Here is a 23,712-nt window from a genome sequence, read left to right on the forward strand (position 1 = left end):
TTTTGCTGCATTGTAGTACTAAAACCTCTATTTGGCAGAACCAAACGATTTTCGATTTTAGATTTTGGATTTGCGATTTTGCTCCTGGAGCTCGCCTGCTCCTCCGATCTTTATAACTGATCTGCCTGATATTTTAGACAGAAGAACGGGTTAAAATTAAAGAGGAAAAACTTTACGAAATTTTACGATATTAGTGGAAGAAACTCCTATCCAACCTTTTAATTTTGACTCGATTGACACCGCCTTAGCAGAAATTAAAGCAGGCAGAGCGGTAGTGGTAGTAGATGACGAAAATCGGGAAAATGAAGGCGATTTAATTTGTGCGGCGCAGTTTGCTACACCCGACTTAATTAATTTTATGGCTGTTAATGCCAGAGGATTAATTTGTCTGGCAATGAGCGGGGAACGTTTGGATGAACTGGATTTGCCTTTAATGGTCAGTAATAACACTGACAGTAACCAAACTGCTTTTACTGTGAGTATTGATGCTGCTACTCACTTAGGTGTTACTACAGGGATTTCCGCGGAAGATCGAGCGCGGACAATTCAAGTAGCAATTAATCCAGCTACTCAACCGAAAGATTTACGTCGTCCGGGTCATATTTTCCCGATTCGGGCGAGAGTTGGGGGCGTACTGAAACGGGCGGGTCATACGGAAGCGGCGGTAGATTTAGCGAGATTAGGCGGTCTTTATCCATCGGGAGTAATTTGCGAAATTCAAAACCCAGATGGTTCAATGGCGAGATTGCCAGAGTTAATTGAATACTCGAAAAAACATCATCTGAAGATTATTTCGATCGCCGATCTCATTAGTTATCGATTGCAGCACGATCGATTTATTTGTCGAGAAACAATTGCCGAATTACCGACACAATTCGGAAATTTCCAAATTTACGCCTACCGCAACGTTTTAGATGATTCCGAGCACGTTGCCATTGTTAAAGGTAATCCAGAGGAATTTGCGTCACAAACAGTAATGGTACGGATGCACTCGGAATGTTTAACTGGTGATGCTTTAGGTTCGCTGCGTTGTGATTGTCGAATGCAGTTACAAGCAGCTTTAAAAATGATTGAAAATGCTGGTAGTGGGGTGGTAGTTTACTTACGGCAAGAAGGCAGAGGAATTGGTTTAGTTAACAAGTTAAAAGCCTATTCTTTGCAAGATTTGGGATTAGATACTGTAGAAGCAAATGAAAGATTAGGTTTTCCGGCTGACTTGCGAAATTATGGAGTTGGGGCGCAAATTCTCAATGATTTAGGGGTGAAAAAAATTCGCCTGATTACGAATAATCCGCGGAAAATTGCCGGATTGAAAGGTTACGGTTTAGAGGTGGCGGAAAGAGTACCTCTACTGATTGAAGCGACTTCTTATAATTCTACTTATCTGGCGACGAAAGCTCAAAAGTTAGGTCATTTGCTGTTACAAACTTATTTGGTTACAGTAGCAGTTCAATGGCGAGGCGGATCTTCTATTCAAGAACGTTATGAACGTTTGGAGAAGTTACGCTTGATGGCTAGCCTTCATGATTTATTGTTACAGGAAGAAGCTAGACCTGTAACGATCGCGCTTTTCGGTCAACCTTATCTAACGGTTCATTTAGGTTTCGATCAACCTAAATTAGCATCGCCTGACTGGTATCAACAAGCAAGTCATCCTTACTTGGAAGCGATCGCCAAAATTCTTGATAGTATAGCTTCCTGGTCTGATTTAGAACGGTTAGATTTTCTGATTTCTTCTGGTAGCGATCCCTTGACTAGTTTGCAGGTAAATCTCAATCGTCAAAGCTTTTCCCTGAGTCAGTTACCTTCTTCTATCTGCAACCATTTGGAAACCCAAAAAATCTATAGTTTTGTTGCTGATACTTCTCCTGACGATTGTTTCATGATTTAAATTCAGGATTAATCGTAGCTAATTTAGGGGCGAGAATCTGGGAAATAGTTAATTATTTGGCCTATAGGCTATCTTTCCTAGACTCGCTCCTAAAATTTACTTATATCCTATCTGTGTGAAGTTACCGTAAATTTGCTGAGGGAAGTAGTAAAGATTAAGTAAAGTAGGTTATGTCAACCGCAAATTTTGGGATAATCGCTGTATAAACAAGAATAAGCTAATGGTGATGAGGCAAATTGAGAGGAGATCAAACTTCTAGAAAACTTATTCGGATCTAATCGCCTCAACACTCATAAATGTAATTGTTCTGGTAATTGGCAGAAATTACCTAAGTTCTTGTACCCAAAATTTTAGTAAATTCAATGGTCAGGTTATGAGTTTACAAAACATCTTAAATCAAGGCATTTGCAACGTGAAACAAGGGGATTACTCAGCAGCGATCGCCAATTTTAATCAGGTGCTTAATCTGGAACCTAATTATGTGGGATACTATAACCGAGGTCAAGCTTACTATTACTTGGGAGAATATCAAAGAGCATTAATTGATTTTGATTATGCTTTGCAACTAAACCCGGATTTTGCCAATGGCTACTTAAGCCGAGGTTTATTATATTTTGATTTAGAAGCGCCAGAGGAGGCGATCGCAGATTTTAGCCAAGCAATTAATTTAAATCCTGAATTAATTATTGCGTATATTAGTCGGGGTTTATCGCAGATTTATTTAGGAGAAATAGCCGCGGCTATTGCAGATTACGATCGAGCTTTAAAGATCGATCCGCAACAAGTACAGGCTTATAATAATCGGGGAATAGCACGTTGTTACTTGGGTGATTTTTCGGGTGCGATCGCGGATTTTGACCAAGCAATAGAAATCGATCCTAACTTTGTCGAAGCTTATAATAATCGGGGCAATACACTGCTACAATTAGGCGATCGAATAGGCGCAATGGCAGATTTAAAAAAAGCGGCGAACTTAGGACCTGATTTAGCCGCAGTTTACTATAATCGTGGTTTAGTGCGGCAGATGAATGGCGATCGTTCAGGAGCCATTGCTGATTATAATCAATCTTTAGATATTAACTTTACTGACGCAGAAACTTACAATAATCGCGGTAATATTTGCACTTTAATGGGAGATTATCCCGCAGCAATTGAAAACTATACGGAAGCGATCAAAATCAATCCCAAAAAAGCCAATGCGTTCTATAATCGGGCTTTAGCTTATTATTACCAAGGAGATTTTGCTAAAGCGATCGCAGATTTTAATCGCGCAATTATCCACAAACCTGATTATGCCGCAGCTTATAATAATCGAGGATTAGCTTTTCGGGTGCAAGGAAATATTCAAAAAGCACTAGAGGATTTTAACCAAGCTTTAAAGCAAAATCCTCAGTTAGCTGAAGCTTATGTTAGTCGGGGTTTAGCTCGTGCTGATTTAGGAGATAAATCAGGAGCAATTAAAGATTTTAATCACGCTTTAGAACTTAACCCGAATGATGCGAGAACCTATAACAATCGGGGATTTGTACATTATAGATCAGGCAATTCTAGCCAAGCAATTGTTGACTTTAATCAAGCTTTAAAACTAAATCCCAACTTAAATTCAGCTTACATTAATCGAGGATTGGCTCGGTTTGCGATCGGTGATAAACTCGGCGCATTAGAAGATGTAGATCTGGCATTGCGAACAGCTTAGGTAAGGGACTGGGGACTGGGGACTGGGGACTGGGGACTGGGGACTGGGGACTGGGGACACTTTTGAGTTTTCAGTTATCTCCCCTACTCCCCTGCTCCCCTGGTTGAAACTACGGTAAATCAGTACTTCCCATTAAGTACAAGTCGCACTCACGGGCGACACCTCGACCCTCGTTGAAAGCCCAAACTACAAGGCTTTGACCGCGACGACAGTCACCAGCGGCGAAAACACCGGGAATGCTGGTGTTATATTTACCGTAGTCGGCTTTAACGTTGCTGCGTGCGTCGCGTTCTAGCCCCAACGCATCCAGCAGCGGTTGTTCTGGCCCCAAAAAGCCCATTGCTAACAGAACGAGTTGGGCGGGAATTACTTTTTCTGTACCGGGGATGTGTTTGGGAATAAACTGACCTTTTTCGTTTTTCTCCCATTGCACCTGTACCGTATGAACGGCTTTCACATTGCCGTTTTCGTCGCCTTCAAACTTGGTCGCCGTAGTAGTATAAACACGGGGATCGTCACCAAATTTCGCCGCTGCTTCCTCTTGACCGTAGTCCATTTTATAAACTTTCGGCCATTCGGGCCAAGGGTTGTCAGCCGCACGTTCTGAGGGTGGCTTAGGTAAAATTTCCACTTGAACGAGACTGTTGCAGCCGTGACGAATGGAAGTTCCTACGCAGTCTGTTCCGGTGTCACCACCACCGATGATTACCACATCTTTACCTTCCGCAGTGATGAAGCCGCCATTTTGACTTTTGTTTAAAATTGCCTTGGTGTTAGCGGTGAGAAAGTCCATTGCGAAGTAAATACCTTTTAATTCGCGTCCTTCGATCGGCAAATCTCTAGGTTTAGTCGCCCCTGTACAAAGTATGACCGCATCAAATTCTTTGAGCAATTGCTCGGAAGTAATATCTTTGCCAACTTCGGTGTTGCAGACAAACTTCACGCCTTCATCTTCCAAGACTTTCAAGCGGCGCAGGACAACTTGCTCTTTGTCCAATTTCATGTTAGGAATTCCGTACATTAGCAGTCCGCCTGGACGATCGGCCCTTTCAAACACAGTCACCAAATGTCCAGCTTTGTTAAGTTGAGCAGCTGCGGAAAGTCCGGCTGGGCCCGATCCGACGATCGCAACCTTTTTCCCGGTACGCTTGGCTGGTGGATCTGCGGTGATCCAGCCTTCATCCCAGCCTTTTTCAGCGATCGAATACTCAATATTTTTAATCGTAACTGGTGGGTTACTAATGCCCAAAACACAAGCGCCTTCGCAGGGTGCAGGACAAACTCTTCCGGTAAATTCGGGGAAATTGTTAGTTTTGTGCAGGCGATCGAGTGCTTCTCGCCACAGACCGCGATAAACTAGATCGTTCCATTCTGGGATTAAGTTATTAATTGGACAACCACTTGCCATGCCACTAATAACAGTTCCCGTGTGGCAAAAAGGCACGCCGCAGTCCATACATCTTGCGCCTTGGGTGCGGAGTTTTTCCTCTGGCATTGGCAGGTGAAACTCGTCCCAGTTGCGAATGCGATCGATCGGTTCAACTTCCGATGCTACTTCCCGAAGAAATTCGATAAATCCTGTTGGTTTTCCCATTGTTTTTGTTCTCCAAATGCAAGTTTGTTAACTTTTTTTCGTTTAGATATAGTAATGCAGTTCACTGATTACTTTCTCATTTTTAACCATGCAAATATTTGTTCTACATCAATTTAGCCCGAAGTCGTGAGTGGCGAATTTTCGACATTGGTTTTTGAATAATTTTAACGCCAATATATTCACAAGCGGGTTTTGTTTCTAATAATTTAATAAACTCTTCTAAAGTGATGGCATTTGATGAGATTTGGGGCATTTAGCTAATAACTTCCTCTGGTTAACTTACGGTGTTATAGTTGGTTGGCAACAGGAAGTTTTAACTTTACCAGTGATTTTTGTAGTACACTAGGTTTAACGCTTAACCAAATTTGATTGCGATCGTCTTCCGTGTATCCAACCACAACCGCACCAACAGATGAGCTAATATCGGGATACATTTCAGGTGTCATCGATCCTGTATCCAGAAAATCAGTAATTTGAATAATTCCTCTTACCTTTTCGTCTCCAATATCGACAAAAACACCAAAAGGAGTATGAGCTTCAACTGTACCGTAGATTAATTTACCGAGTTGGTATTTAGATTTTATTTGGCTCCAAAACTGTTCATTCATAATCAATTATTGCTGTTTGAGTACTCTAGGAAACTGGTTTAAGATGGGAAACAGATTGTGAGGAATTGCTAGTTCAATATTTGGCCTACCCTGATAAGGTCTTTCGAGCAACTTAAAATTTTGGTCATAAGTTTGTTTGTAATAATTTTCTGGTAGTCCATAAGTTATTAACCTGCCATAAACTCGTATACTGGTGTTTCAATAATTCGTGATGGTTTTTCTTTTCCTCTAATCATTTGCTGAATACGTTGTACTGTTTCAGGAGAAAATAACTGTTCCCCAGTTTCCACACAAACTCGTGCTGGTACGTTTTCAATAATAAAAAATTTTCCCTCCATCTCTAGGGTATAATTAACTTTTTGTTCAACAAATGTTTCCTGCCAAGTATTATTATTCATTTCAATTTCTCCTTACTTTGAAATCCATCCATAAATTAGGATCTGGTTCATAAAGCGTAATTATTTTAACAATAGTACGAGATGGATAACTGCATTGAATATGCAAAGGTCTTTGTGTTTGAGTATATCCTAGAACTAAGCAGCTAGGGCCATATTTGTCATTAGGATAATCTTCAATAATGTCACCAGAGACAAACGCTTCTTGTACCTCCTTTATAGTGATGTTACGTATAATACTTTGATCGACAGCGTGTTTGGAAAACTCGTATAATCCTGATGCTATTTTCTGGCGAATTTCTTCTATCATGCAGTCTCATTTTATTTACTATATACTTCCCAGGCTGACTGGTAATCCTTGAATAAAATCTCTATAATACTCTTCATGTGAACCTCCAAAATTATCCATTGCTTCTTTAGTTAAATAACCACTACTTTTACCTGTATCGGTTCGAGTATTTTTTGGCAGAGGTTTTTTCCGGCTGCGATCGCCAAATCAGGATCGTCTGGTATGTTAGGAATACCTTCAATTTGGGAGATTTCTGAATAGAGAAATTCCCGCATAAAAAAGCTTTTGGAAAGTTGCACTCTCCCTAAATTATCTAAACTTTTGACGGTTTGCGGTTGTCTCATGTTAATTACAGAAAAACTTAGCTTTCTCAAGTTAATTACTCCCTCTTCTCTCTGCGTCCTCTGTGTCTCTGCGGTTCATTATGAAAGGAGTAATTAATCAATCGTAAAAACTTCTTCTTCTCTTTCTTCGTGTCCTTCGTGTCTTCGTGGTTAAAAAAAGATGTTTTTTTTGAACCGCAGAGACGCAGAGGACGCAGAGAGAAGAAAGAGGAGTTTATTATGGTGAGAATAAGATTTTTTTTGAACCACGTTCGCGTAGCGGTGCGTAGCACTTAGACACGAAGGACACGAAGGAAGAAGAAGAAAGAGATTTGGTAGTGGGTAATAGGTAGTTGGTTTTCCTACTACCTATTACCTATTACCAAAAAGTTAGCTTCCGCCTATCCGAGAAACGTCGCGGGCGTTTTCTTCAAAGGCTGCGGCTAATGCTTCGTCTCCGCTTAAGCCGGATTCAAATGCGCGTTTTAAGCATTCGAGGACTCGTTTGTAGTCGCGGGGCATGACTTTGACGAATTTGGATACCATTTCTTCCCATTTGTCAAGTACTTTGGCGGCTTTTTGGCTTCCGGTGTACTCGCGGTGTTTTTGGATCATTTGGTGGATGGTTTCGATATCCTCTAAGTCGAGGGGTTCGATGTCCGCCATTTGGGTGTTGCAGCGGGTGGCGAAGTCGCCTGTTTCGTCGAGGATGTAGGCTACTCCTCCACTCATTCCGGCTGCAAAGTTGCGTCCGGTTTTTCCTAAGACTACGACTTTTCCGCCTGTCATGTATTCGCAAGCGTGATCTCCGACTGCTTCGACGACGGTGTTTACGCCGGAGTTGCGGACGCAGAAGCGTTCGCCAGCTATACCGTTGATGTATGCTTCGCCTTTTGTTGCGCCGTAGAAGGCGACGTTTCCAATGATGATGTTTTCTTCGGGGACGAAGGTGGAGGTTTTCGGGGGATAAACGATGATTTTTCCACCGCTTAAGCCTTTTCCTAAGTAGTCGTTTGCGTCGCCTTCTAATTCTAAGGTTACGCCTTTGGGTACGAATGCGCCGAAGCTTTGTCCTGCACTTCCTTGGAAATGTAGGTGTACTGTGTCTTCTGGAAGTCCTTCCCAGTGGCGTTTGGTGATTTCGTTTCCTAAGATTGTTCCGACGACTCGGTTGATGTTTTTGATGGGTAGGGTGGCTTTGACTTTTTCGCCTTTTTCGATCGCATCACGACACAAATCCAGCAATACTGTTATATCAAGGGATTTGTCTAATCCGTGATCTTGGGGAATCTGGCAATAACGACCGACTTCCGGGCCGACTTCCGGTTGATATAAAATCTTGGAAAGGTCGATATTTTTGGCTTTCCAATGTTCGACGGCTTTTTTCGGTTCTAAAATATCGGTTCGTCCTACCATTTCGTTGAGGGTGCGGAAACCTAGTTGCGCCATTAGTTCCCGAACTTCTGTGGCGATGAACTTCATAAAGTTTACCGTATGTTCGGGGTCGCCTGTGAATGCTTGGCGTAACTGTGGGTTTTGGGTTGCAATCCCAGCGGGGCAGGTGTTAAGGTGACAAACACGCATCATGATACAACCGAGTGTTACCAGAGGTGCGGTTGCAAAACCGAATTCTTCTGCACCGAGTAAGGCTGCAATTACTACATCCCTTCCGGTTTTCATTTGTCCATCAGTTTCTACGGCGATGCGACTGCGTAAGTTGTTTAAAACTAGGGTTTGGTGAGTTTCCGCGAGTCCGAGTTCCCAAGGTAAACCTGCGTGTTTGATGGAGGTTTGCGGTGATGCGCCTGTTCCTCCGTCATAACCGGAGATTAACACAACGTCGGCGTGGGCTTTGGCTACACCTGCTGCGATCGTACCAACTCCAACTTCCGAAACTAATTTTACACTAATCCTCGCTTCCCGATTCCCATTCTTTAAATCGTGAATCAGTTCCGCCAAATCTTCAATCGAGTAAATGTCATGGTGAGGCGGTGGCGAAATTAAACCTACTCCGGGGGTTGAGTGGCGAACTTTGGCAATCCAAGGATACACTTTTCGTCCGGGTAATTGTCCACCTTCTCCAGGTTTCGCCCCTTGCGCCATTTTAATTTGTAATTCCCGCGCTTGGGAAAGATACAAACTCGTTACGCCAAAACGTCCTGATGCTACTTGTTTGATTGCACTATTCTTGGAGTCGCCTTGTTCGTTTGTCCAAGTGTAACGTTCTGGGTCTTCGCCGCCTTCTCCTGTGTTAGACTTGCCTCCAATGCGATTCATGGCAATAGCAAGACTTTCATGGGCTTCTTTGGAAATTGAACCGTAACTCATTGCGCCTGTTTTGAAGCGTTTCATGATTGCTTCGATTGGTTCAACTTCTTCGATAGGTACTGGTTGACGTTCTTTGAATTCTAACAATCCGCGCAAGGTGAAATGTTTTTTCCCTTGTTCGTTTACCAGTTTGGCGTATTGTTTGAAGGTTTCGTAGTTTCCGGTACGAACTGCTTTTTGTAAGGTGTGAATTGTTTCGGGACTAAATAAGTGCGCTTCGCCTTCTTTGCGCCATTGATATTCGCCACCAACATCGAGGGTGTGTCCGTTGACTTCGCGATCGGGAAAGGCATGAGAATGTCGTAAAATTGCTTCTTGAGCAATAACTTCTAAATCTGCGCCTTCAATCCGCGATGCTGTCCAAGTAAAATATTTGTCGATGACTGCTTTGTTCAATCCAATGGCTTCAAAAATCTGGGCACCGCGATAACTTTGAATGGTGGAAATCCCAATCTTGGAAGCGACTTTGATTACACCTTTGGTTGCTGATTTGATGTAATTCTTACAAGCGGTTTTGTAATCAACGTTGAGGATTAATCCTTCGTTAATCATATCTGCGATCGTCTCAAATGCAAGATATGGATTAATCGCGCCGCAACCGTAACCAATTAAAGTTGCATAATGATGCACTTCGCGAGGTTCACCTGATTCTAAAACTAATCCGACTCTGGTGCGCGTACCTTCGCGAATCAAGTGGTGATGTAAACCGGAAACTGCTAAAAGTGCAGGAATCGGAGCATTATCTTTGTCGATTTCTCGATCGCTCAAAATAATTATACTCACACCATCTGCGATCGCAGCATCCGCTTTTTGGAAAATCTCTTCCATCGCGCTTGACAATCCCTTGACTCCCGCTTTGGGATCGAACAAAATTGGCAAAGTGATCGACTTGAATCCACCTTCATTAATATATTTGAGTTTCGCCAAATCTTCATCACTCAAAATTGGGCTTTTCAACTCAATCAAATGACAGCTTTCGGGAACTGGTTTGAGTAAATTTCTCTCTGCACCGATCGTAGTTTCTGCCGATGTGATAATCTCTTCTCTGATGGAATCGATCGGCGGATTTGTCACTTGAGCAAATAATTGCTTAAAGTAATCGTAGAGTATTTTTGGTCGATCGCTCAATACCGCCAAAGGTGTATCCGCACCCATCGCGCCAACTGCTTCCACTCCATCTCTCGCCATCGGCGTTAACAGCAACCGCAACTCTTCAAAGGTGTAACCAAATGCGGTTTGTCTTTGGATTAGGTTGGGGACTGGGGACTGGGGACTGGGGACTGGGGACTGGGGAGTTTCCAGTTTCGCCAGTTCTACCATATTATCCTTAATCCATTCGGCGTAAGGATGTTCGCTGACAATTTTGTTTTTGATTTCCTCGTCGGCGATGATTCTTCCTTCTTCCATGTTGACGAGGAACATTCTTCCCGGTTCTAAGCGACCTTTCAAAGCTACCCTTTCTGGTTCAATGGGTAATACTCCGGCTTCTGATGCCATAATTACTAAGTCGTCTTTGGTGACATAGTAACGAGAAGGACGTAAACCGTTGCGATCGAGCACTGCTCCCATCATCGTACCATCAGTGAAGGCGATCGAAGCCGGACCATCCCAAGGTTCCATCAAGCAAGAATGATATTTGTAAAACGCCTTTTTCTCTGGACTCATTGATTCATGCGCCGTCCAAGGTTCTGGTATCATCATCATTACCGCATGAGGTAAGGAACGTCCCGCCAAAACCATTAATTCCAAGGCGTTATCGAAAATCAGCGAGTCACTTCCATCTATATTAATAACTGGCTTGATCTTCTTAATGTCATCGCCAAACAATTCCGACTCAAACAAAGATTGTCTAGCGTGCATCCAGTTAATGTTACCCCGCAATGTGTTGATTTCGCCGTTGTGGGCGATGTAGCGGTAGGGGTGTGCGCGTTCCCAACTGGGGAAAGTGTTAGTACTGAAGCGTGAGTGAACTAACGCCAAGGCACTTTCGAGATCGGGATCGTGCAAATCGGGGTAATATTGTCCTACTTGCACGGGCATCAACATTCCCTTGTAGACGATCGTCCGCGAAGATAAACTGCAAGGATACCACATTGGATCGATGTCAGTTGCCCGAATCGCTACATGAGTACGTTTGCGAATCACATACAATTTTCTCTCAAATGCGGCATCATCCAGATCGGCGGAACGTTGGATGAACACCTGTTGCATGGAAGGTTCGCTAGACTTGGCAGTATTCCCCAATGAAGAGTTATCTGTGGGTACGTCGCGCCAACCAAGTACTTTTTGTCCTTCTTCGGCGACAATAGCGGTAAAAGTTTCTCGACCTTTTTGCCGAACTGCTGGGTCTGGAGAACAATATATCATCCCGACTCCATATTGTCCCGGTTCTGGCAAGGTAAATCCTTCTGCTGCTGTGACTTTCTGCAAAAACTTATGCGGTACTTGCATTAAAATACCTGCGCCGTCTCCAGTGTTTGCTTCACAACCGCAAGCGCCTCGGTGATCTAAGTTTAAAAGAATTGTTAATCCTTGTTCGACAATTTCGTGAGATTTCTTGCCCTTTTGATGGACAATGAAACCTACACCGCAAGCGTCATGTTCAAATTGCGGATCGTATAAGCCTTGTGTTTGAGGTACTGTGTTATTGTTCATCATTGATTGCGTATAGAGTGCGTTGTATGTCATCCGTCGTCTGGGAAGGACTGAGATGTTGTAATGACAAGACTTATTCATATAAAATCTTGCCTATTTGCTGAATAAGGAACAAATCAAACTTTTCTAAAAGCTTTATCCAATAAGCGTTTTGTGGAATTATATCGCACTTGATTGTCGCTTTGTCATTGTCATGATTTGTTCAGTTTATCTATTGGGATAGACTCTTTGAGCAATATTGGCAAGGTTAGCAAATACAATGGCGGCGATGATATTAGTGTTGGATAGTAATTTACTACTAAAGTTCTCTTGTTTCATGCGGAAAGTGGGAATTTGTTAACGATAGCTATGATGGATTTTCTAACGAGGCTGGCTCTAAAGTGCCAGTTCTTAAGGAAAGTTTTAGCTAGTCTGGAAATTGTACAGGTAAATTAGATTCTGTGAACCAATTTGTTAATCAGATTTATACAACTTTAAGTAATTAAATATTTGGATTAACGGTTTGCTACTAAACTGTAACTTATGATGCTGAAAATTGGGGAATTTATCTTTTGGTTCTCTATTTAAAGCTCTTCTTCTCAGCTATAAATAAACTGGAAGTTGGCGTTACTGTTTTTTTATAGCTGTACCGTACCCGACAATAAACTGATACCTCGATCGTTATCCCCGGATAATCAATCTTAACAGAAATTCTCCGTTTTGCTGGTTTACTCAGTCATTCTATTGCGGGGAAAATGTCAGCAATCTCTGACTTGGAAATGAGCATTTTTAAATTTTGATTGCAGGTTTTATACTTTAGCAAAAAACTAGAGGGTGGCTGGGAATTAAAACCCATATTTTTGGATTTGCTGAGTTAGGTATTTTTGGGGGTCGGTGGGATCGAACCATTCATATTTTAGTTTTTCGTAGCGCATAATTAATGTCGGTGGGGTTTGACCGAGTTGTTTTGCTAGTTGTCGCGCCAGTCCGGTCATAAATACTTCGTCGGCGATCGCTTCATCTGTTTCATGATAACTTGGTAATAGTTTCCATCTCCTTAATTGTGAAGTAATCCAATAGGAAAAGCTTTTCCAAGGATAAGGATCGAAGTCAATTCTTTGGGGAATGTGGCGGGAATTTCCTAATCCATCTTCAAAGTCTCCCGTGAGGATTTCTTCTAAAATCTTTTCCGGTGTATTGAGATATTTTTCCTTTGCGATCGCTTTTGCTATTTCCCGCCGATTATTAGGATTCCTCGCATAATTTGCGCCATCAATTATCGCTTTGTTAACTGCTCGAAATGTGCTGGGATGTTCTTTTATCCAACTATCAGATGCAGCAAAGGCGCAGCAGGGATGTCCCGACCAAAGTTCCTGGGTTAACAGATGAATAAATCCTATTTTTTGCTGCACTGCTATTTGATTAAAAGGTTCGGCAACAATCATGGCATCTATTAACCCTGTTTTCAGCCTATCTAACATTTCTGCTGGGGGCAAAGTTACTACTTCTACATCTTTGTCTGGGTTAATTTTACCAGTTGCTAAGTAATAACGCAATAGCAAATTGTGCATTGAATAAACAAAAGGAATAGCAATGCGAAAACCTTTGAAATCTTCTGGGTTTTTCACTTTATTTTTATGTTTCATGGCAACAGTAATTGCATTGCCGTTGGTGTTTTCAATACTAGCTAATTTAATTGGTATTGCTGGCGATCCTAATCCTAAAGTCATGGCGATCGGCATGGGGGAAAGTGTATGATAGGCATCTAGTTCTCCGGCGATCGCAGAATCTCTAACTTGTGCCCAACTATTCATTTTTACTAGCTCGACTTTCAGCCCATATTTATCATAAAATCCCAAAGGATCTGACATAATAATCGGAGTGGCGCAAGTAATGGGAATAAATCCAATTTTCAGGTGTTTTTTTTCTAATGTAGTGGCTGTTTCCGCCTCATTTGTTATTTCTGGTGCAGGAGTACAATTAGCCAGAGTAACTAAAGCGGCTCCAATTAAAACTTGTTGCAAAAAACGCCGCCGACTAAAGGCTTGATGTTGCATTGTATCCTGTAACAATTCCTTCGATTTCCCACCAAATGCCGCTGATAATATAGCATCAATGCCACCTGCTTGAGCAATTAAATCTTTGGCTAATTGGGATATTTTCCCCTGAGTTAAAGATGTTCGATCTAAGGCAATTATCATGTCTTGCTGAGTAATTTGCTCGGCAACTTTGAGAGAATTTGCCTTAATCACACCCATTTGGATATAATCATTTACAAGTTCTAAGGGATCGATCGGGAAATCTGAGAAAACTTGGTGATTAATTGGGAGATGAAATTTGCCACATTGAGAACATTTAATTAAAGGTTTTGAGTTATAAATACTTTTCATTGTCTTTACCAATTATTGAGGCAATTAAACTAGTGCTTGGAGATTTTGCAAAGCTTGATTAAGTTTTTGGCTACCTTCTCGTACTTGCGCCACGCCGCTAACATTTTCTTGTGCTGCTTGATTAATTTGATTCATTGCAGTTACAACTTGTTTAATCGCACTTGCTTGTTCTGTAACATTTAAAGAAAGTTGTTGATTATTATCTACTACTGTTTCTACTGCGTCGGTAACTCCGGTAAGAGTTGTTGCCATTTCTTGAGCAATTATTACTCCTTCTTCTACGGTTTTAGTTCCGGTTTTTGTGACTAAAACTGTAGATTGAATTTCCTGGCGAATTGCGTTTAATAAGGCATCAACTTCCGCAGTAGATTTTTTACTTCGATCGGCTAAACGACGAATTTCTTGAGCAACAACTGCAAAACCTTTCCCTTGTTCTCCTGCACGTACCGCTTCAATTGCAGCATTCAAAGCTAACATATTTGTTTGTGTGGCTATTTCACTAACTAAGCGAATAATTGTTTCAATTTGGCTAGAATTATCGGTTAATTTAATAGTATGTTCGGCAATTTCCCCAACTTTGGTTTTTAAGGTTGCCATTTTTGTGAGGGTGCGTTCGACTGCTTGGGTTCCTGTTTGGGAAAGTCTTAATGCTTGACTTGCAGCTAAGGCGGAATTTTCTGCTTGTTCTTTGGCGTAACGCAAAGAAGTGTTTAATTGATCGAGAGAATTGGTAGTTTCATTTACCGAACTAGCTTGTTGAATGCTGTTGCGTTCTTGTTGTGTCATTGTTGCAGCAATTTCTGCGGAAGAGGAAGCAATGGCGCTAGTTTCTTGGTTCATTTGTCGGCTAATTGCACTAGAAATTTTGATAGCGAAAGCGATCGCTAATAAAGTAGAAATTCCCGTTAAACCAAAAACAACTGTAGTCAATAAATTTAAAGCATTTTCTTGGGCTTTTTTTTGCTCGGCTAAGTTTTTCTGTTCTTGAAGTTCAAAGTTTCGCACTAATTCGCTGAGATTTGCGGTTAAAGCTTGAACTTTTCCTTCTCCCCAAATTTGTTGTGCTTTTTCTGGTTTCTTTAATTCAATATAAGAAATTAGTCGGCGGTAAAATTCATTCATGCGATCGCCAACTTCAATAATTTGATTTAAATTTTCCCGTTGGCGAGTATCTGTAATTAATTGCCGGATTTTTTCCGACTGTTCATAAAATGCAGTATCCCATTTTTCATAAGCTGCTAACTCAGATTTATTTCTTTTAATTAAATATCCTCTAGCCGACTTTTCCATTGATGATATACTAAAAGCTAAATCTTTTACATGACTAATATTTTCATGAAATAAACTCAATCTTTGAGATTGATTTTTTACTTGGACAACGCCTTGAAAATAAACAATAATGGCGCTAATAATAGAAAGAAAAATAGGAATTGAATAACCTCTTAGTATTTTGGTTCTTAGCCGACTCTTATGAAAAAAGAGTTGTTTATAAAGCTTAAAAGTATACATGGCTTTGATTGCCTCAAGAGGTGAAACTTACGCTGGTTTTTTCCAAATTTCCTTAATTAAACAGATGCAACCTTAACTTTTCAAGTTAAGCAGCTGAATAGAATCTTTTAATATTGTTCTACTGCTTGCGGGGAGTCCGATCCAACTATGTGTTAGATTAACTAGCTTAATACTTTTTTAGCAGTAATTGTGACTAATTATGGTTTTTTTAGTAAAAGTTTAATTTTCTAGAAATATGAATATATAAATTTATTCAGGATTATTCAGTATCATTAACTACTCTTGATTAAGTGAATTCCTTAAGAATTGTTGCAAGAATTATCCTTAATTTAATCAGTAATCTGCTAAATCGTGGCACTAATGCCAAATAACATCGTCGAAGATATTAAAGGCTGTAATTTGGAAACTAGGTGATTATGAAATCTCTATACTTTTGTGCCGTTTTATTGACTTTACCCGTTAGTTGGTTGGCAAGCGATTCTCTGTTAGCTAATCAAAGTTACGCTAATCACAATATATCAGGAAAAAATTCCGTAATTTCCCAAACTCCGGCTAGAGGGGAAAGTTTTATTGTCAACGGAACTGAACCTTTTTGGAATGTAACTGTTAACCGCAATGGCATAGTTTATTCATCACCGGAAGTAAGTAAACGAAATTATCCTTATGTTACACCAATGAAAGCAGAAGGTCGTCCTGCCGATCTGGTAAGAGTTTACCAACTTAGAGGACAACCAAATGGTACGTTAATTATTAAAAAAGCCGAATCTTGTAGCGATGGAATGTCAGATAATATCTATCCCTACGAGGCGACTTTGATTTTAGGTAATCGGGTGTTGGAAGGTTGTGCGTCAAGGAAATAATCCAAAGTAAAAGTTTTGTTTACGCTTCTTCCGTTGCTTGTTGTGATTTATCAGCTACTCTGGGATTCAGAGGAGAACTTGGCCTAAGTTCTTCCTCTTCTGCATCGGTTCTGTAACCGGATTCTGGTTGATAATATTGTGGAGTTCGATCCATTTCTGGGTTGGTGTCAGTAGGTGATTGGCTGGAAGATTGGTTTTTTTCTTGGTTCATGATTTTGTTGTTTGGTAATTAGCGATCGATCGCCTTCATGATAAAAAACTCCAGCTTTTTCTACCTCTGACTAAAGAGAGGTAAAGAGAGATTAAAGCTAGCTTAACAACTCTCTTTTAAGAAGGTAAATCGGTAGTTTCACCGAAGTTACCCGAAGGAAAATTTACCACTATTTAATTTTAGTCTTCCATCCAAAATTCGTGATAAATACGATATTGAGGACTGCTAAAGAACCCAGTGCTTAAGCAGACTTCAATAATTTGTGGATTGATCGCTGCATCCAATAATCTAAGGCAGTTTAAGAGAGTATCATTGTAACGGCGATCGCCTTGAACAACAATCCAATTATCGTCTAAGTTAAACATAACGTCTCTTCCTAATCTCTACTTTTATATTGCCCATTCTTATGGTTAATATCAACGTACCTAATTTACAATTAACAACTCTTAAGAGAGATTCTCAGTATTGCTAGTTTTTGTGATGCCAAGTAATGGTTAAAGTTTCGGGACTGTTTGGTTTTGGTGCTGTTAGCAGTTCTAATGCCAAACCGCATTACTTAATATTTTTAATCTGTGTTTACATTTGGTAAATTAACTACTTATATTAAATCGTTCAATTAACTTCTATAAATAATTAATACTTAGTTAATAAAATTATTGCCAAAGTGATGGCTATAAATTTACTTTGAAAGAGTTGATTGTTAACCTATTGATTCTAGGTTTTGTTGAGCAAGTTGTGCAATAAGTATTAACTATAATTGTCGATCGTCTTCACGAAAGTACCAAAAATAGATGGCGTGATTGCCAAGATTACCGCCCAGAAAGTCTGAAAAAATATGAACAACAATTAAACGATTGGTGTCAAAATAATCGTTGTATTTAACAGTAATTTCTATTTCGAGACTTACGCAACTGACATAATTAGTAGGGTGCCAATCAAATTTATTGATGCACCCTACAAGTTATCACTATGAGTATGGGAAAGCCAGATTAGTCAGGAAATTCGTAAAAAGTTAAACATATTCCCGCTAAATCAATTACAGTAAATTCTTTTGGTCCCCAAGGTTTCGTTTCTAGTTTGCCGTTGGGATGGATCGCATCGCCACCTTTGCTTTCTAGCTCTTGGTAAAGTTGTTCAATCCCTGCTACTTGCAAACGAAGAGATATTTCTTTGGCTAAGTCATGGTAATCGCTTTTGACTAAAAAAATCTCGGCATTGTCACGTTTGACTATTGCCATTCTCACGGGATTACCTTCTTGATGAATGGTGGTAAATCCGAGTTTTTCTTCATAAAATTTAATGGCTTTTTCTAAGTCATCGCCTGCGGGAATCAGTGGGCTAATCCTGCCAATTTGAGGACGATCGTTCATAGCTGCAATATTACTGAGTTTTACTTACGTTAATTATAGAGATAAATTCTTAAGTTTTGATTAATTTATTAGGCGATCGCTACTTAGCTTTTTCTATAAATTAAATAAATGCTATTACTCCGATTCATAGAGAAAATTACATGAATTGAAGGTAAATTTTGTCATGGCTATCTGGGTAATATAAATGATGGATAGTGATAGTAAAGCTGTAATCAGCAATGACAAAAATTGTATTTTAAATGAAATTTTTGCATTGGTTCTAATCAGTTGTAAAAGTTAACTTTGCTCAATAAAACTTCTCAAAAATTTACAGTATTTACCTAGCTAAAAATATCTTTAGCACTCAAATAGAGGTTTAGAAAAATGGGTACGGCATTTTTTAATAAATTTCAAAACAAGCTAAGTTTTCTATTAGCGATCGGACTAGTTGTTCCCACTGTAATTGTCAGTACTTACAGTATTAATTCTTCAAGCCGAGAACTAACATCTTTAATTTCAGGGCAGATGAAATTGCAAGGAGAAAACAGTAAAAAATCAATTAATCAATTAATAGATATTAGCAAAGCAGATGTGCTTTATTTAAGTCAGACTCCACCCATTCAAGGAATTGTTAGAGCTAAAGAAAATAAGGGAATCGATCCGCAAGATAAATCTACATATCCAGAATGGGTAAAACGACTTAATATTATTTTTGTTTCTTTTTTGGAAGCTAGACCTTATTATTACCAAATAAAATATTTAGATCAAAACGGTAATGAATTAGTTAGAGTCAATTCCAAGTCTGGTTCAGTAGAAGTTGTGCAAGGTTCTCAACTACAAAATAAATTGAACACCGAATACTTTAGAGAGGCAATAAAATTACGTCGAGGAGAAGTTTATATTTCTACAATCAATTTGAACCGAGAAAATGGCAGAATTGAAACTCCATTTATCCCAGTTATTAGATTTGCTACTCCTATCTACAATGGTAAAGGGCAAAAAAGAGGTCTTGTAGTTGCTAATCTGTTAGCGAATCATTTATTTGAAACTGGAAAAAATGATGATTTAAAAAATAATTTCCGACAGCAATTTTTTGCGGTAAATAATGATGGATATTATTTGTACCATCCAGATGAAAATAAAACTTGGGGATTTGAACTAAATAAAGATACTACTCTGAAGCGAGACTATCCTCCTGAAGTAGCTAACGAAATTTTATCTGGGAAAAATGGCTTAACCGATAAAGCAACAAACTCTTTAATTAATTATCAGACATTTTTACCCGATCCGCAAAACAAAGATAGTGCTTTTGCTTTGATTTACGAAACTCCCAAAACAGCTGTTTACTCTTCTATTGATAGTTTTAAATTTTTTGCTTTCATTGTCTCAGTCTTATCCCTCTTAATTGGTTTATTGGTTGGAGTTTTAATTCTGCGTGGCTTAGTTAAATCGATTCAAGAAATGGTGGGAACTGTGTCTTCTTTTTCTACTCAGCTTTCATCTACGGTTATGGAACAAGAAAGAATGGCAAGTCAACAATCATCTTCAGTGCAACAAACAACAACCACTATGGATGAATTGAGTGTTTCCTCTCGTCAGTCAGCGGAACAAGCGGAATCGGCTGCTTTTGGCGCAAAGGAAAGTTTACTACGAATCGATCAAGGAACTAACGCTGTTCAACGAGTTCTAGAAGAGATGAATAATCTGAAACAAAGGGTTGAGGAAATTGCGGAAAACGCTGTTCATTTGGGACAACAAACAAATCAAATTGGTAATGTTTCTGATGTGGTGATCTCTTTAGCAAATCAAACTAATATGTTAGCGTTAAATGCTGCGGTCGAAGCAGTACGAGCCGGAGAACATGGTAAAGGTTTCTCAGTTGTCGCTTCGGAAATTCGCAAATTAGCAGATGAAAGTGGCAAGTCGGCTCAACAAATTACCGCTTTGGTTAAGGAAATTCAAACTGCAATTCATTTAATGGTTGGCGTAGCTGAAGCTGGTACAAAAAATGTGGATTTAGGTGTGGAAATTTCTCACAATATGGCGAGAATTTTCGCTGATATTGCTCAATCAGTAGAAAAGATTGTTGACAATAGTCAAGCGATCGCACTAACTTACAAGCAGCAAGCGATCGCTACCCAACAAGTAACAGAAGCGATGAGTCACCTCACCCAAGGTGCAAACGAAACCGCAAAAGGTATTTCCCAAACCAAACAAGGTACTCAAGAACTCAACCAAGTTGTTTTCAAATTAAGCGAAACTATTTAATCCTCCAATAACAGGTATATTGTTGCGCTTTATCGCTCTGATTCCCGTTGATACAAAAGTGCTAAAGCACAACAACGTACTGAGGGACTCTTGCTTTTAGATTTATTAACGTATATAATAACGGATGTTCGATATAAATTAAATTTTTCCGCAATCTTGTTAGTTAATTATGTAGATTTATACTGTATAACTAACAAGCGAGATCCTTTTATTTACTGTGTCTTATGCCAAAAATTGTTGACCACGAACTATACCGTAGAGAACTGTTAGATAAATGTTTTGATTTGTTTGCAGAAAAGGGCTATGCCTCGATTACGATGCGACAAATTGCCGATGGGTTAGGAGTTTCAACTGGGACTTTGTATCATTATTTTCCCAGCAAAAAAGCTTTATATGAGCAGTTAGTAGAAGAAATTAATCGACAGGCTTTATTGAAAGTAGCGGCTGAATTAGAAGGAACTCAAACACTGCAAGAGCGCATAGAAGCTTGTGGAAGATTCTTACAGAAAAATGAAGATTATTTTATCAAACAAACCTTTATTATGATTGATTTTTGTCAAAGTAGTGACCATCACGAAAATAAAGGTAATGCTGTATTTAAAGTAACTATTGAGCGTTGTTTGCAAGCAGTTTGTGAGCTTTTAGGCTTTGAAGATCGAGGATTAGCTGCTTTTATTATGACACATATTGACGGTTTGTTACTTCAGAAAATTTGGATGAAAGAAGAAATTTCAATTGCGGAACAGTTTAAAATTTTAGGACGAATGCTTACGTTGTATTTAGAAAATAAATACTTACATCATGAGGAAAAACCATGAATATAAACTTCCCATCTAAATCAACAAATCAGTGGTTAATTGGATTAATAATTGCTGCTACTGCGGCGACTGGGGGAATTATTTATTATGCAATTTCTGAGTCTGGTGTTATCAGTCAAAAGACTTCTACTCCCAGTGTAGTAACTACGCCAGTTGTGAGAAAAGTAACAGCTTTAGGAAGATTAGAACCAGAAGCGGAAATAATTAAATTGTCTGCGCCTTTGTCATTGGATGGCGATCGCATTGGCGAATTGTTGGTTAAAGAAGGCGATCGCGTAGAAGCTGGACAAGTAATAGCAATTTTGGATTCGAGAGCACGTTTACAAAGTTCTTTACAACAAGCGCAAGAACAAGTAAAAGTTGCTCAAGCGAAGTTAGCGCAAGTAAAAGCTGGTGCTAAAAGTGGAGAAATTCAAGCCCAACAAGCAACTGTGGAACGTTTACAAGCACAATTAGAAGGAGATAAAGCGGCGCAATTACAAGCGATCGCACGCATAGAAGCGCAATGGTCAGGGGAAAAATTAGCCCAAACAGCTACTATTAGAAAATTAGAAGCAGAACTGAATAATGCAGAAGCAGAATTGCGCCGTTATCAACAGTTATTTTCTCAAGGTGCGATTTCTAATTCTTTGTTTGATAGCAAACGTTTAAGTGTAGAAACTACGCGCCAACAATTGAACGAAGCTAGGGCGAATTTAGAGAGAATTAATACTACTAATAGTAAGCAATTACGGGAAGCCAATGTAATTTTAGATCGGATTAATGCTACTGGTAATAAACAAATTCGGGAAGCGCAAGCTACGCTAACCCAAATTGCGGAAGTTCGTCCCGTTGATGTGGAAGCAGCACAAAGCGAAGTTGATAATGCGATCGCCTCTGTAAAACGAGCCCAAACTGATTTAAACTTAGCTTTTATTCGCGCACCAATTACGGGTGTAATTTTAAAAGTTCACTCTCGACCGGGAGAAAAGATAGATAGTTCAGGAGTTGTGGAATTAGCACAAACCGATCGAATGATGGCGATCGCAGAAGTCTATCAAACCGATATTGGCAAAGTTAAAATCGGGCAAAAAGCGACTGTAACCAGCCAAAGTTTTTCCGGTGAATTAACTGGATTTGTAGAGCGAATTGGTTTACAAGTCGAACGACAAAATGTGTTTAGCAATCAACCCGGAGAAAACTTAGACCGCAGAGTAGTCGAAGTAAAAATTCGCTTAACTCCTGAAGATAGTCAGCGAGTTTCAGGTTTGACAAATTTACAAGTTCAGACAGCAATTGAACAGTAAATTACTGTTAGCTTTTTTTATAACGGATGACCAATATAAAATTTTGGGAACCACAACAATCCCAATCACTAGTCCCCAATCCCCAAAAATCTATGTTTCCCAAATTATTTCGCAAAACTCCCTTAGCATGGCGACAGCTAATGAAAGAAAAAGTCCGATTAGCTGTTGCAGTTGCAGGTATCGGCTTTGCAGATATGTTGATATTTATTCAGATGGGATTTGAAGGAGCATTATTTAATGCAGCAGTCAAACCCCATCGCAATCTGCAAGCTGATTTAGTATTAATTAATCCTCAATTCCAAACCCTGTTTTCCGTCAAGAGTTTTTCCAGAGAAAGACTCTATCAAACATTAGGTTATGACGGAGTAAAATCTGTCAGTTACGTTTACATTTCTACCGGACAATGGCGCAATCCTGAAACTCGCTTAGATCGAGCAATTTTAGTTTGGGGAGTCGATCCGGCATCACCAGCATTTAAGTTTCCCGAAGTGCAAGCAAATCTTGATAGTTTGAAGCAATTAAATAACGTATTGTTCGATCGCGCAGGTCGCCCCGAGTACGGAGTTGTGGAAACTTTTGATAAAACCGGAAATTTCAGCACCGAATTAAACGGGAAAGCGATTCAAGTAACTAATTTATTTACCAATGGGGCATCTTTTGCAGCAGATGGAAATGTAATTGCAAGTGATTCTACCTTTTTGACATTGTTTCCCGATCGCAAACCAGAAAATATCGAAGTAGGATTAATTCACCTAAAACCTGATGCAAACTTAACCCAAGTGCAAGCGCAATTGAAAGCAGGTTTACCCAAAGATGTTTTAGTACTTACTCCTGAAGAATTCGCCCAAATTGAACAAACTTACTGGGCAAATGGTACAGGAATCGGCTTTATTTTCGGGCTAGGCGTAGGGGTAGGATTTATTGTAGGAATCGTCATTGTTTACCAAATTCTCTACTCTGATGTATCCGATCATTTGCCCGAATATGCAACTTTAAAAGCAATGGGATACACCGATAAATATTTGTTATTCGTGTTAATTCAAGAGTCGTTAATTTTAGCAGTGTTGGGCTTTTTGCCGGGATTCTTTCTTTCCTTTGGCTTATATCAACTTGCTTATAGTGCCACACTTTTACCGATTGAAATGACAATTGAGCGAGGTAGTACTGTTTTTTTGATGACAGTTGTCATGTGTGTTGGTTCGGGTGCGATCGCAATGCGAAAGCTCCGTTCTGCTGACCCTGCTGATGTGTTTTAAAACGGAA

Annotated in this window: 18 protein-coding genes and 1 pseudogene; 7 read left to right on the plus strand and 12 right to left on the minus strand. The window is 39.8% G+C overall.

What is annotated here, in order from left to right; all coding sequences use genetic code 11:
- Nucleotides 1-193 precede the first annotated feature (193 nt).
- Both ribBA and ACE1B6_RS14040 read left to right on the plus strand, forming a co-directional pair.
- The gene (gene ribBA, locus ACE1B6_RS14035; RefSeq protein WP_413257857.1) at nt 194-1,891 is read left to right on the plus strand and encodes a bifunctional 3,4-dihydroxy-2-butanone-4-phosphate synthase/GTP cyclohydrolase II; all 1,698 of its coding nucleotides are present in this window, start codon (nt 194-196) and stop codon (nt 1,889-1,891) included.
- A 373-nt stretch (nt 1,892-2,264) separates the two neighbouring features.
- The gene (locus ACE1B6_RS14040) at nt 2,265-3,587 is read left to right on the plus strand and encodes a tetratricopeptide repeat protein (protein WP_413257858.1); all 1,323 of its coding nucleotides are present in this window, start codon (nt 2,265-2,267) and stop codon (nt 3,585-3,587) included.
- 109 nt (nt 3,588-3,696) lie between these two features.
- Here the strand turns inward: ACE1B6_RS14040 and gltD are convergent, their stop codons facing one another.
- The 9 genes and pseudogenes from gltD to ACE1B6_RS14085 all read right to left on the minus strand — a co-directional run bounded on the left by gltD (nt 3,697) and on the right by ACE1B6_RS14085 (nt 15,657).
- On the minus strand, nt 3,697-5,181 hold the full coding sequence (gltD, locus tag ACE1B6_RS14045) for a glutamate synthase small subunit (RefSeq protein WP_413257859.1): 1,485 nt from the start codon (nt 5,179-5,181) through the stop codon (nt 3,697-3,699).
- A 103-nt stretch (nt 5,182-5,284) separates the two neighbouring features.
- Nucleotides 5,285-5,434, minus strand: coding sequence for a hypothetical protein (locus ACE1B6_RS14050; protein WP_413257860.1), 150 nt, complete (start codon nt 5,432-5,434; stop codon nt 5,285-5,287).
- A 34-nt stretch (nt 5,435-5,468) separates the two neighbouring features.
- The gene (locus ACE1B6_RS14055; protein ID WP_413257861.1) at nt 5,469-5,789 is read right to left on the minus strand and encodes a S1 RNA-binding domain-containing protein; all 321 of its coding nucleotides are present in this window, start codon (nt 5,787-5,789) and stop codon (nt 5,469-5,471) included.
- A 167-nt stretch (nt 5,790-5,956) separates the two neighbouring features.
- Nucleotides 5,957-6,187 carry a YgiT-type zinc finger protein gene (locus tag ACE1B6_RS14060; RefSeq protein ID WP_413257862.1) on the minus strand — a complete coding sequence of 77 codons (231 nt, stop codon included), beginning with the start codon at nt 6,185-6,187 and terminating at the stop codon, nt 5,957-5,959.
- Between the two features lies 1 nt (nt 6,188).
- A complete protein-coding gene (locus ACE1B6_RS14065; RefSeq protein ID WP_413257863.1) occupies nt 6,189-6,494 on the minus strand; it encodes a DUF4258 domain-containing protein in 306 nt (101 codons plus the stop codon).
- Nucleotides 6,495-6,625: 131 nt separating this feature from the next.
- Nucleotides 6,626-6,817: pseudogene (locus ACE1B6_RS14070) on the minus strand (peptidase M15); the annotation flags it as partial.
- Between the two features lie 369 nt (nt 6,818-7,186).
- Entirely contained in the window at nt 7,187-11,779 is a 4,593-nt protein-coding gene (gltB, locus tag ACE1B6_RS14075; RefSeq protein ID WP_413257934.1) for a glutamate synthase large subunit, read from the minus strand.
- A gap of 824 nt (nt 11,780-12,603) precedes the next feature.
- Complete coding sequence (locus ACE1B6_RS14080) at nt 12,604-14,148, minus strand: ABC transporter substrate-binding protein (RefSeq protein WP_413257865.1); 1,545 nt, start codon at nt 14,146-14,148, stop codon at nt 12,604-12,606.
- Nucleotides 14,149-14,172: 24 nt separating this feature from the next.
- Nucleotides 14,173-15,657, minus strand: a complete 1,485-nt coding sequence (locus tag ACE1B6_RS14085; protein ID WP_413257866.1) for a methyl-accepting chemotaxis protein — start codon at nt 15,655-15,657, stop codon at nt 14,173-14,175.
- A gap of 416 nt (nt 15,658-16,073) precedes the next feature.
- Between ACE1B6_RS14085 and ACE1B6_RS14090 the strand changes: the two genes are divergently transcribed.
- Complete coding sequence (locus ACE1B6_RS14090; protein WP_413257867.1) at nt 16,074-16,517, plus strand: COG3650 family protein; 444 nt, start codon at nt 16,074-16,076, stop codon at nt 16,515-16,517.
- 19 nt (nt 16,518-16,536) lie between these two features.
- On the opposite strand, the gene ACE1B6_RS14095 is transcribed toward ACE1B6_RS14090, so the two are convergent.
- The 3 genes from ACE1B6_RS14095 to ACE1B6_RS14105 form a co-directional block, all read right to left on the minus strand.
- Nucleotides 16,537-16,728 carry a hypothetical protein gene (locus ACE1B6_RS14095; RefSeq protein WP_413257868.1) on the minus strand — a complete coding sequence of 64 codons (192 nt, stop codon included), beginning with the start codon at nt 16,726-16,728 and terminating at the stop codon, nt 16,537-16,539.
- Between the two features lie 179 nt (nt 16,729-16,907).
- Nucleotides 16,908-17,093 carry a hypothetical protein gene (locus tag ACE1B6_RS14100; protein ID WP_413257869.1) on the minus strand — a complete coding sequence of 62 codons (186 nt, stop codon included), beginning with the start codon at nt 17,091-17,093 and terminating at the stop codon, nt 16,908-16,910.
- A gap of 624 nt (nt 17,094-17,717) precedes the next feature.
- On the minus strand, nt 17,718-18,098 hold the full coding sequence (locus tag ACE1B6_RS14105) for a VOC family protein (protein ID WP_413257870.1): 381 nt from the start codon (nt 18,096-18,098) through the stop codon (nt 17,718-17,720).
- A gap of 363 nt (nt 18,099-18,461) precedes the next feature.
- On the opposite strand from ACE1B6_RS14105, the gene ACE1B6_RS14110 reads away from it, so the two are divergent.
- From ACE1B6_RS14110 to devC, 4 genes are all read left to right on the plus strand, one after another.
- Nucleotides 18,462-20,345 (plus strand): methyl-accepting chemotaxis protein, encoded by a 1,884-nt coding sequence (locus ACE1B6_RS14110; protein ID WP_413257871.1) that lies wholly within the window; start codon nt 18,462-18,464, stop codon nt 20,343-20,345.
- A 224-nt stretch (nt 20,346-20,569) separates the two neighbouring features.
- The gene (locus tag ACE1B6_RS14115; protein ID WP_413257872.1) at nt 20,570-21,163 is read left to right on the plus strand and encodes a TetR/AcrR family transcriptional regulator; all 594 of its coding nucleotides are present in this window, start codon (nt 20,570-20,572) and stop codon (nt 21,161-21,163) included.
- Nucleotides 21,160-22,449, plus strand: a complete 1,290-nt coding sequence (locus ACE1B6_RS14120; protein WP_413257873.1) for an ABC exporter membrane fusion protein — start codon at nt 21,160-21,162, stop codon at nt 22,447-22,449. Before ACE1B6_RS14115 ends, ACE1B6_RS14120 begins: the two co-directional genes overlap by 4 nt.
- 92 nt (nt 22,450-22,541) lie before the next feature.
- Nucleotides 22,542-23,705: an ABC transporter permease DevC gene (gene devC / locus ACE1B6_RS14125; RefSeq protein ID WP_459563029.1), complete on the plus strand. Its 1,164-nt coding sequence runs from the start codon at nt 22,542-22,544 to the stop codon at nt 23,703-23,705.
- Nucleotides 23,706-23,712: the final 7 nt, after the last annotated feature.

It is taken from the genome of Floridaenema fluviatile BLCC-F154, assembly GCF_041929135.1.
Classification (GTDB): Bacteria; Cyanobacteriota; Cyanobacteriia; order Cyanobacteriales; family Aerosakkonemataceae; genus Floridanema; species Floridanema fluviatile.

Bases quoted from the DNA above. Each gene is read 5' to 3' on its own strand.
- ACE1B6_RS14040 (WP_413257858.1), top strand. From the start codon at position 2,265: ATGAGTTTACAAAACATCTTAAATCAAGGCATTTGCAACGTGAAACAA.
- gltD (WP_413257859.1), bottom strand. From the start codon at position 5,181: ATGGGAAAACCAACAGGATTTATCGAATTTCTTCGGGAAGTAGCATCG.
- ACE1B6_RS14050 (WP_413257860.1), bottom strand. From the start codon at position 5,434: ATGCCCCAAATCTCATCAAATGCCATCACTTTAGAAGAGTTTATTAAA.
- ACE1B6_RS14055 (WP_413257861.1), bottom strand. From the start codon at position 5,789: ATGAATGAACAGTTTTGGAGCCAAATAAAATCTAAATACCAACTCGGT.
- ACE1B6_RS14060 (WP_413257862.1), bottom strand. From the start codon at position 6,187: ATGAATAATAATACTTGGCAGGAAACATTTGTTGAACAAAAAGTTAAT.
- ACE1B6_RS14065 (WP_413257863.1), bottom strand. From the start codon at position 6,494: ATGATAGAAGAAATTCGCCAGAAAATAGCATCAGGATTATACGAGTTT.
- gltB (WP_413257934.1), bottom strand. From the start codon at position 11,779: ATGAACAATAACACAGTACCTCAAACACAAGGCTTATACGATCCGCAA.
- ACE1B6_RS14080 (WP_413257865.1), bottom strand. From the start codon at position 14,148: ATGAAAAGTATTTATAACTCAAAACCTTTAATTAAATGTTCTCAATGT.
- ACE1B6_RS14085 (WP_413257866.1), bottom strand. From the start codon at position 15,657: ATGTATACTTTTAAGCTTTATAAACAACTCTTTTTTCATAAGAGTCGG.
- ACE1B6_RS14090 (WP_413257867.1), top strand. From the start codon at position 16,074: ATGAAATCTCTATACTTTTGTGCCGTTTTATTGACTTTACCCGTTAGT.
- ACE1B6_RS14095 (WP_413257868.1), bottom strand. From the start codon at position 16,728: ATGAACCAAGAAAAAAACCAATCTTCCAGCCAATCACCTACTGACACC.
- ACE1B6_RS14100 (WP_413257869.1), bottom strand. From the start codon at position 17,093: ATGTTTAACTTAGACGATAATTGGATTGTTGTTCAAGGCGATCGCCGT.
- ACE1B6_RS14105 (WP_413257870.1), bottom strand. From the start codon at position 18,098: ATGAACGATCGTCCTCAAATTGGCAGGATTAGCCCACTGATTCCCGCA.
- ACE1B6_RS14110 (WP_413257871.1), top strand. From the start codon at position 18,462: ATGGGTACGGCATTTTTTAATAAATTTCAAAACAAGCTAAGTTTTCTA.
- ACE1B6_RS14115 (WP_413257872.1), top strand. From the start codon at position 20,570: ATGCCAAAAATTGTTGACCACGAACTATACCGTAGAGAACTGTTAGAT.
- ACE1B6_RS14120 (WP_413257873.1), top strand. From the start codon at position 21,160: ATGAATATAAACTTCCCATCTAAATCAACAAATCAGTGGTTAATTGGA.
- devC (WP_459563029.1), top strand. From the start codon at position 22,542: ATGTTTCCCAAATTATTTCGCAAAACTCCCTTAGCATGGCGACAGCTA.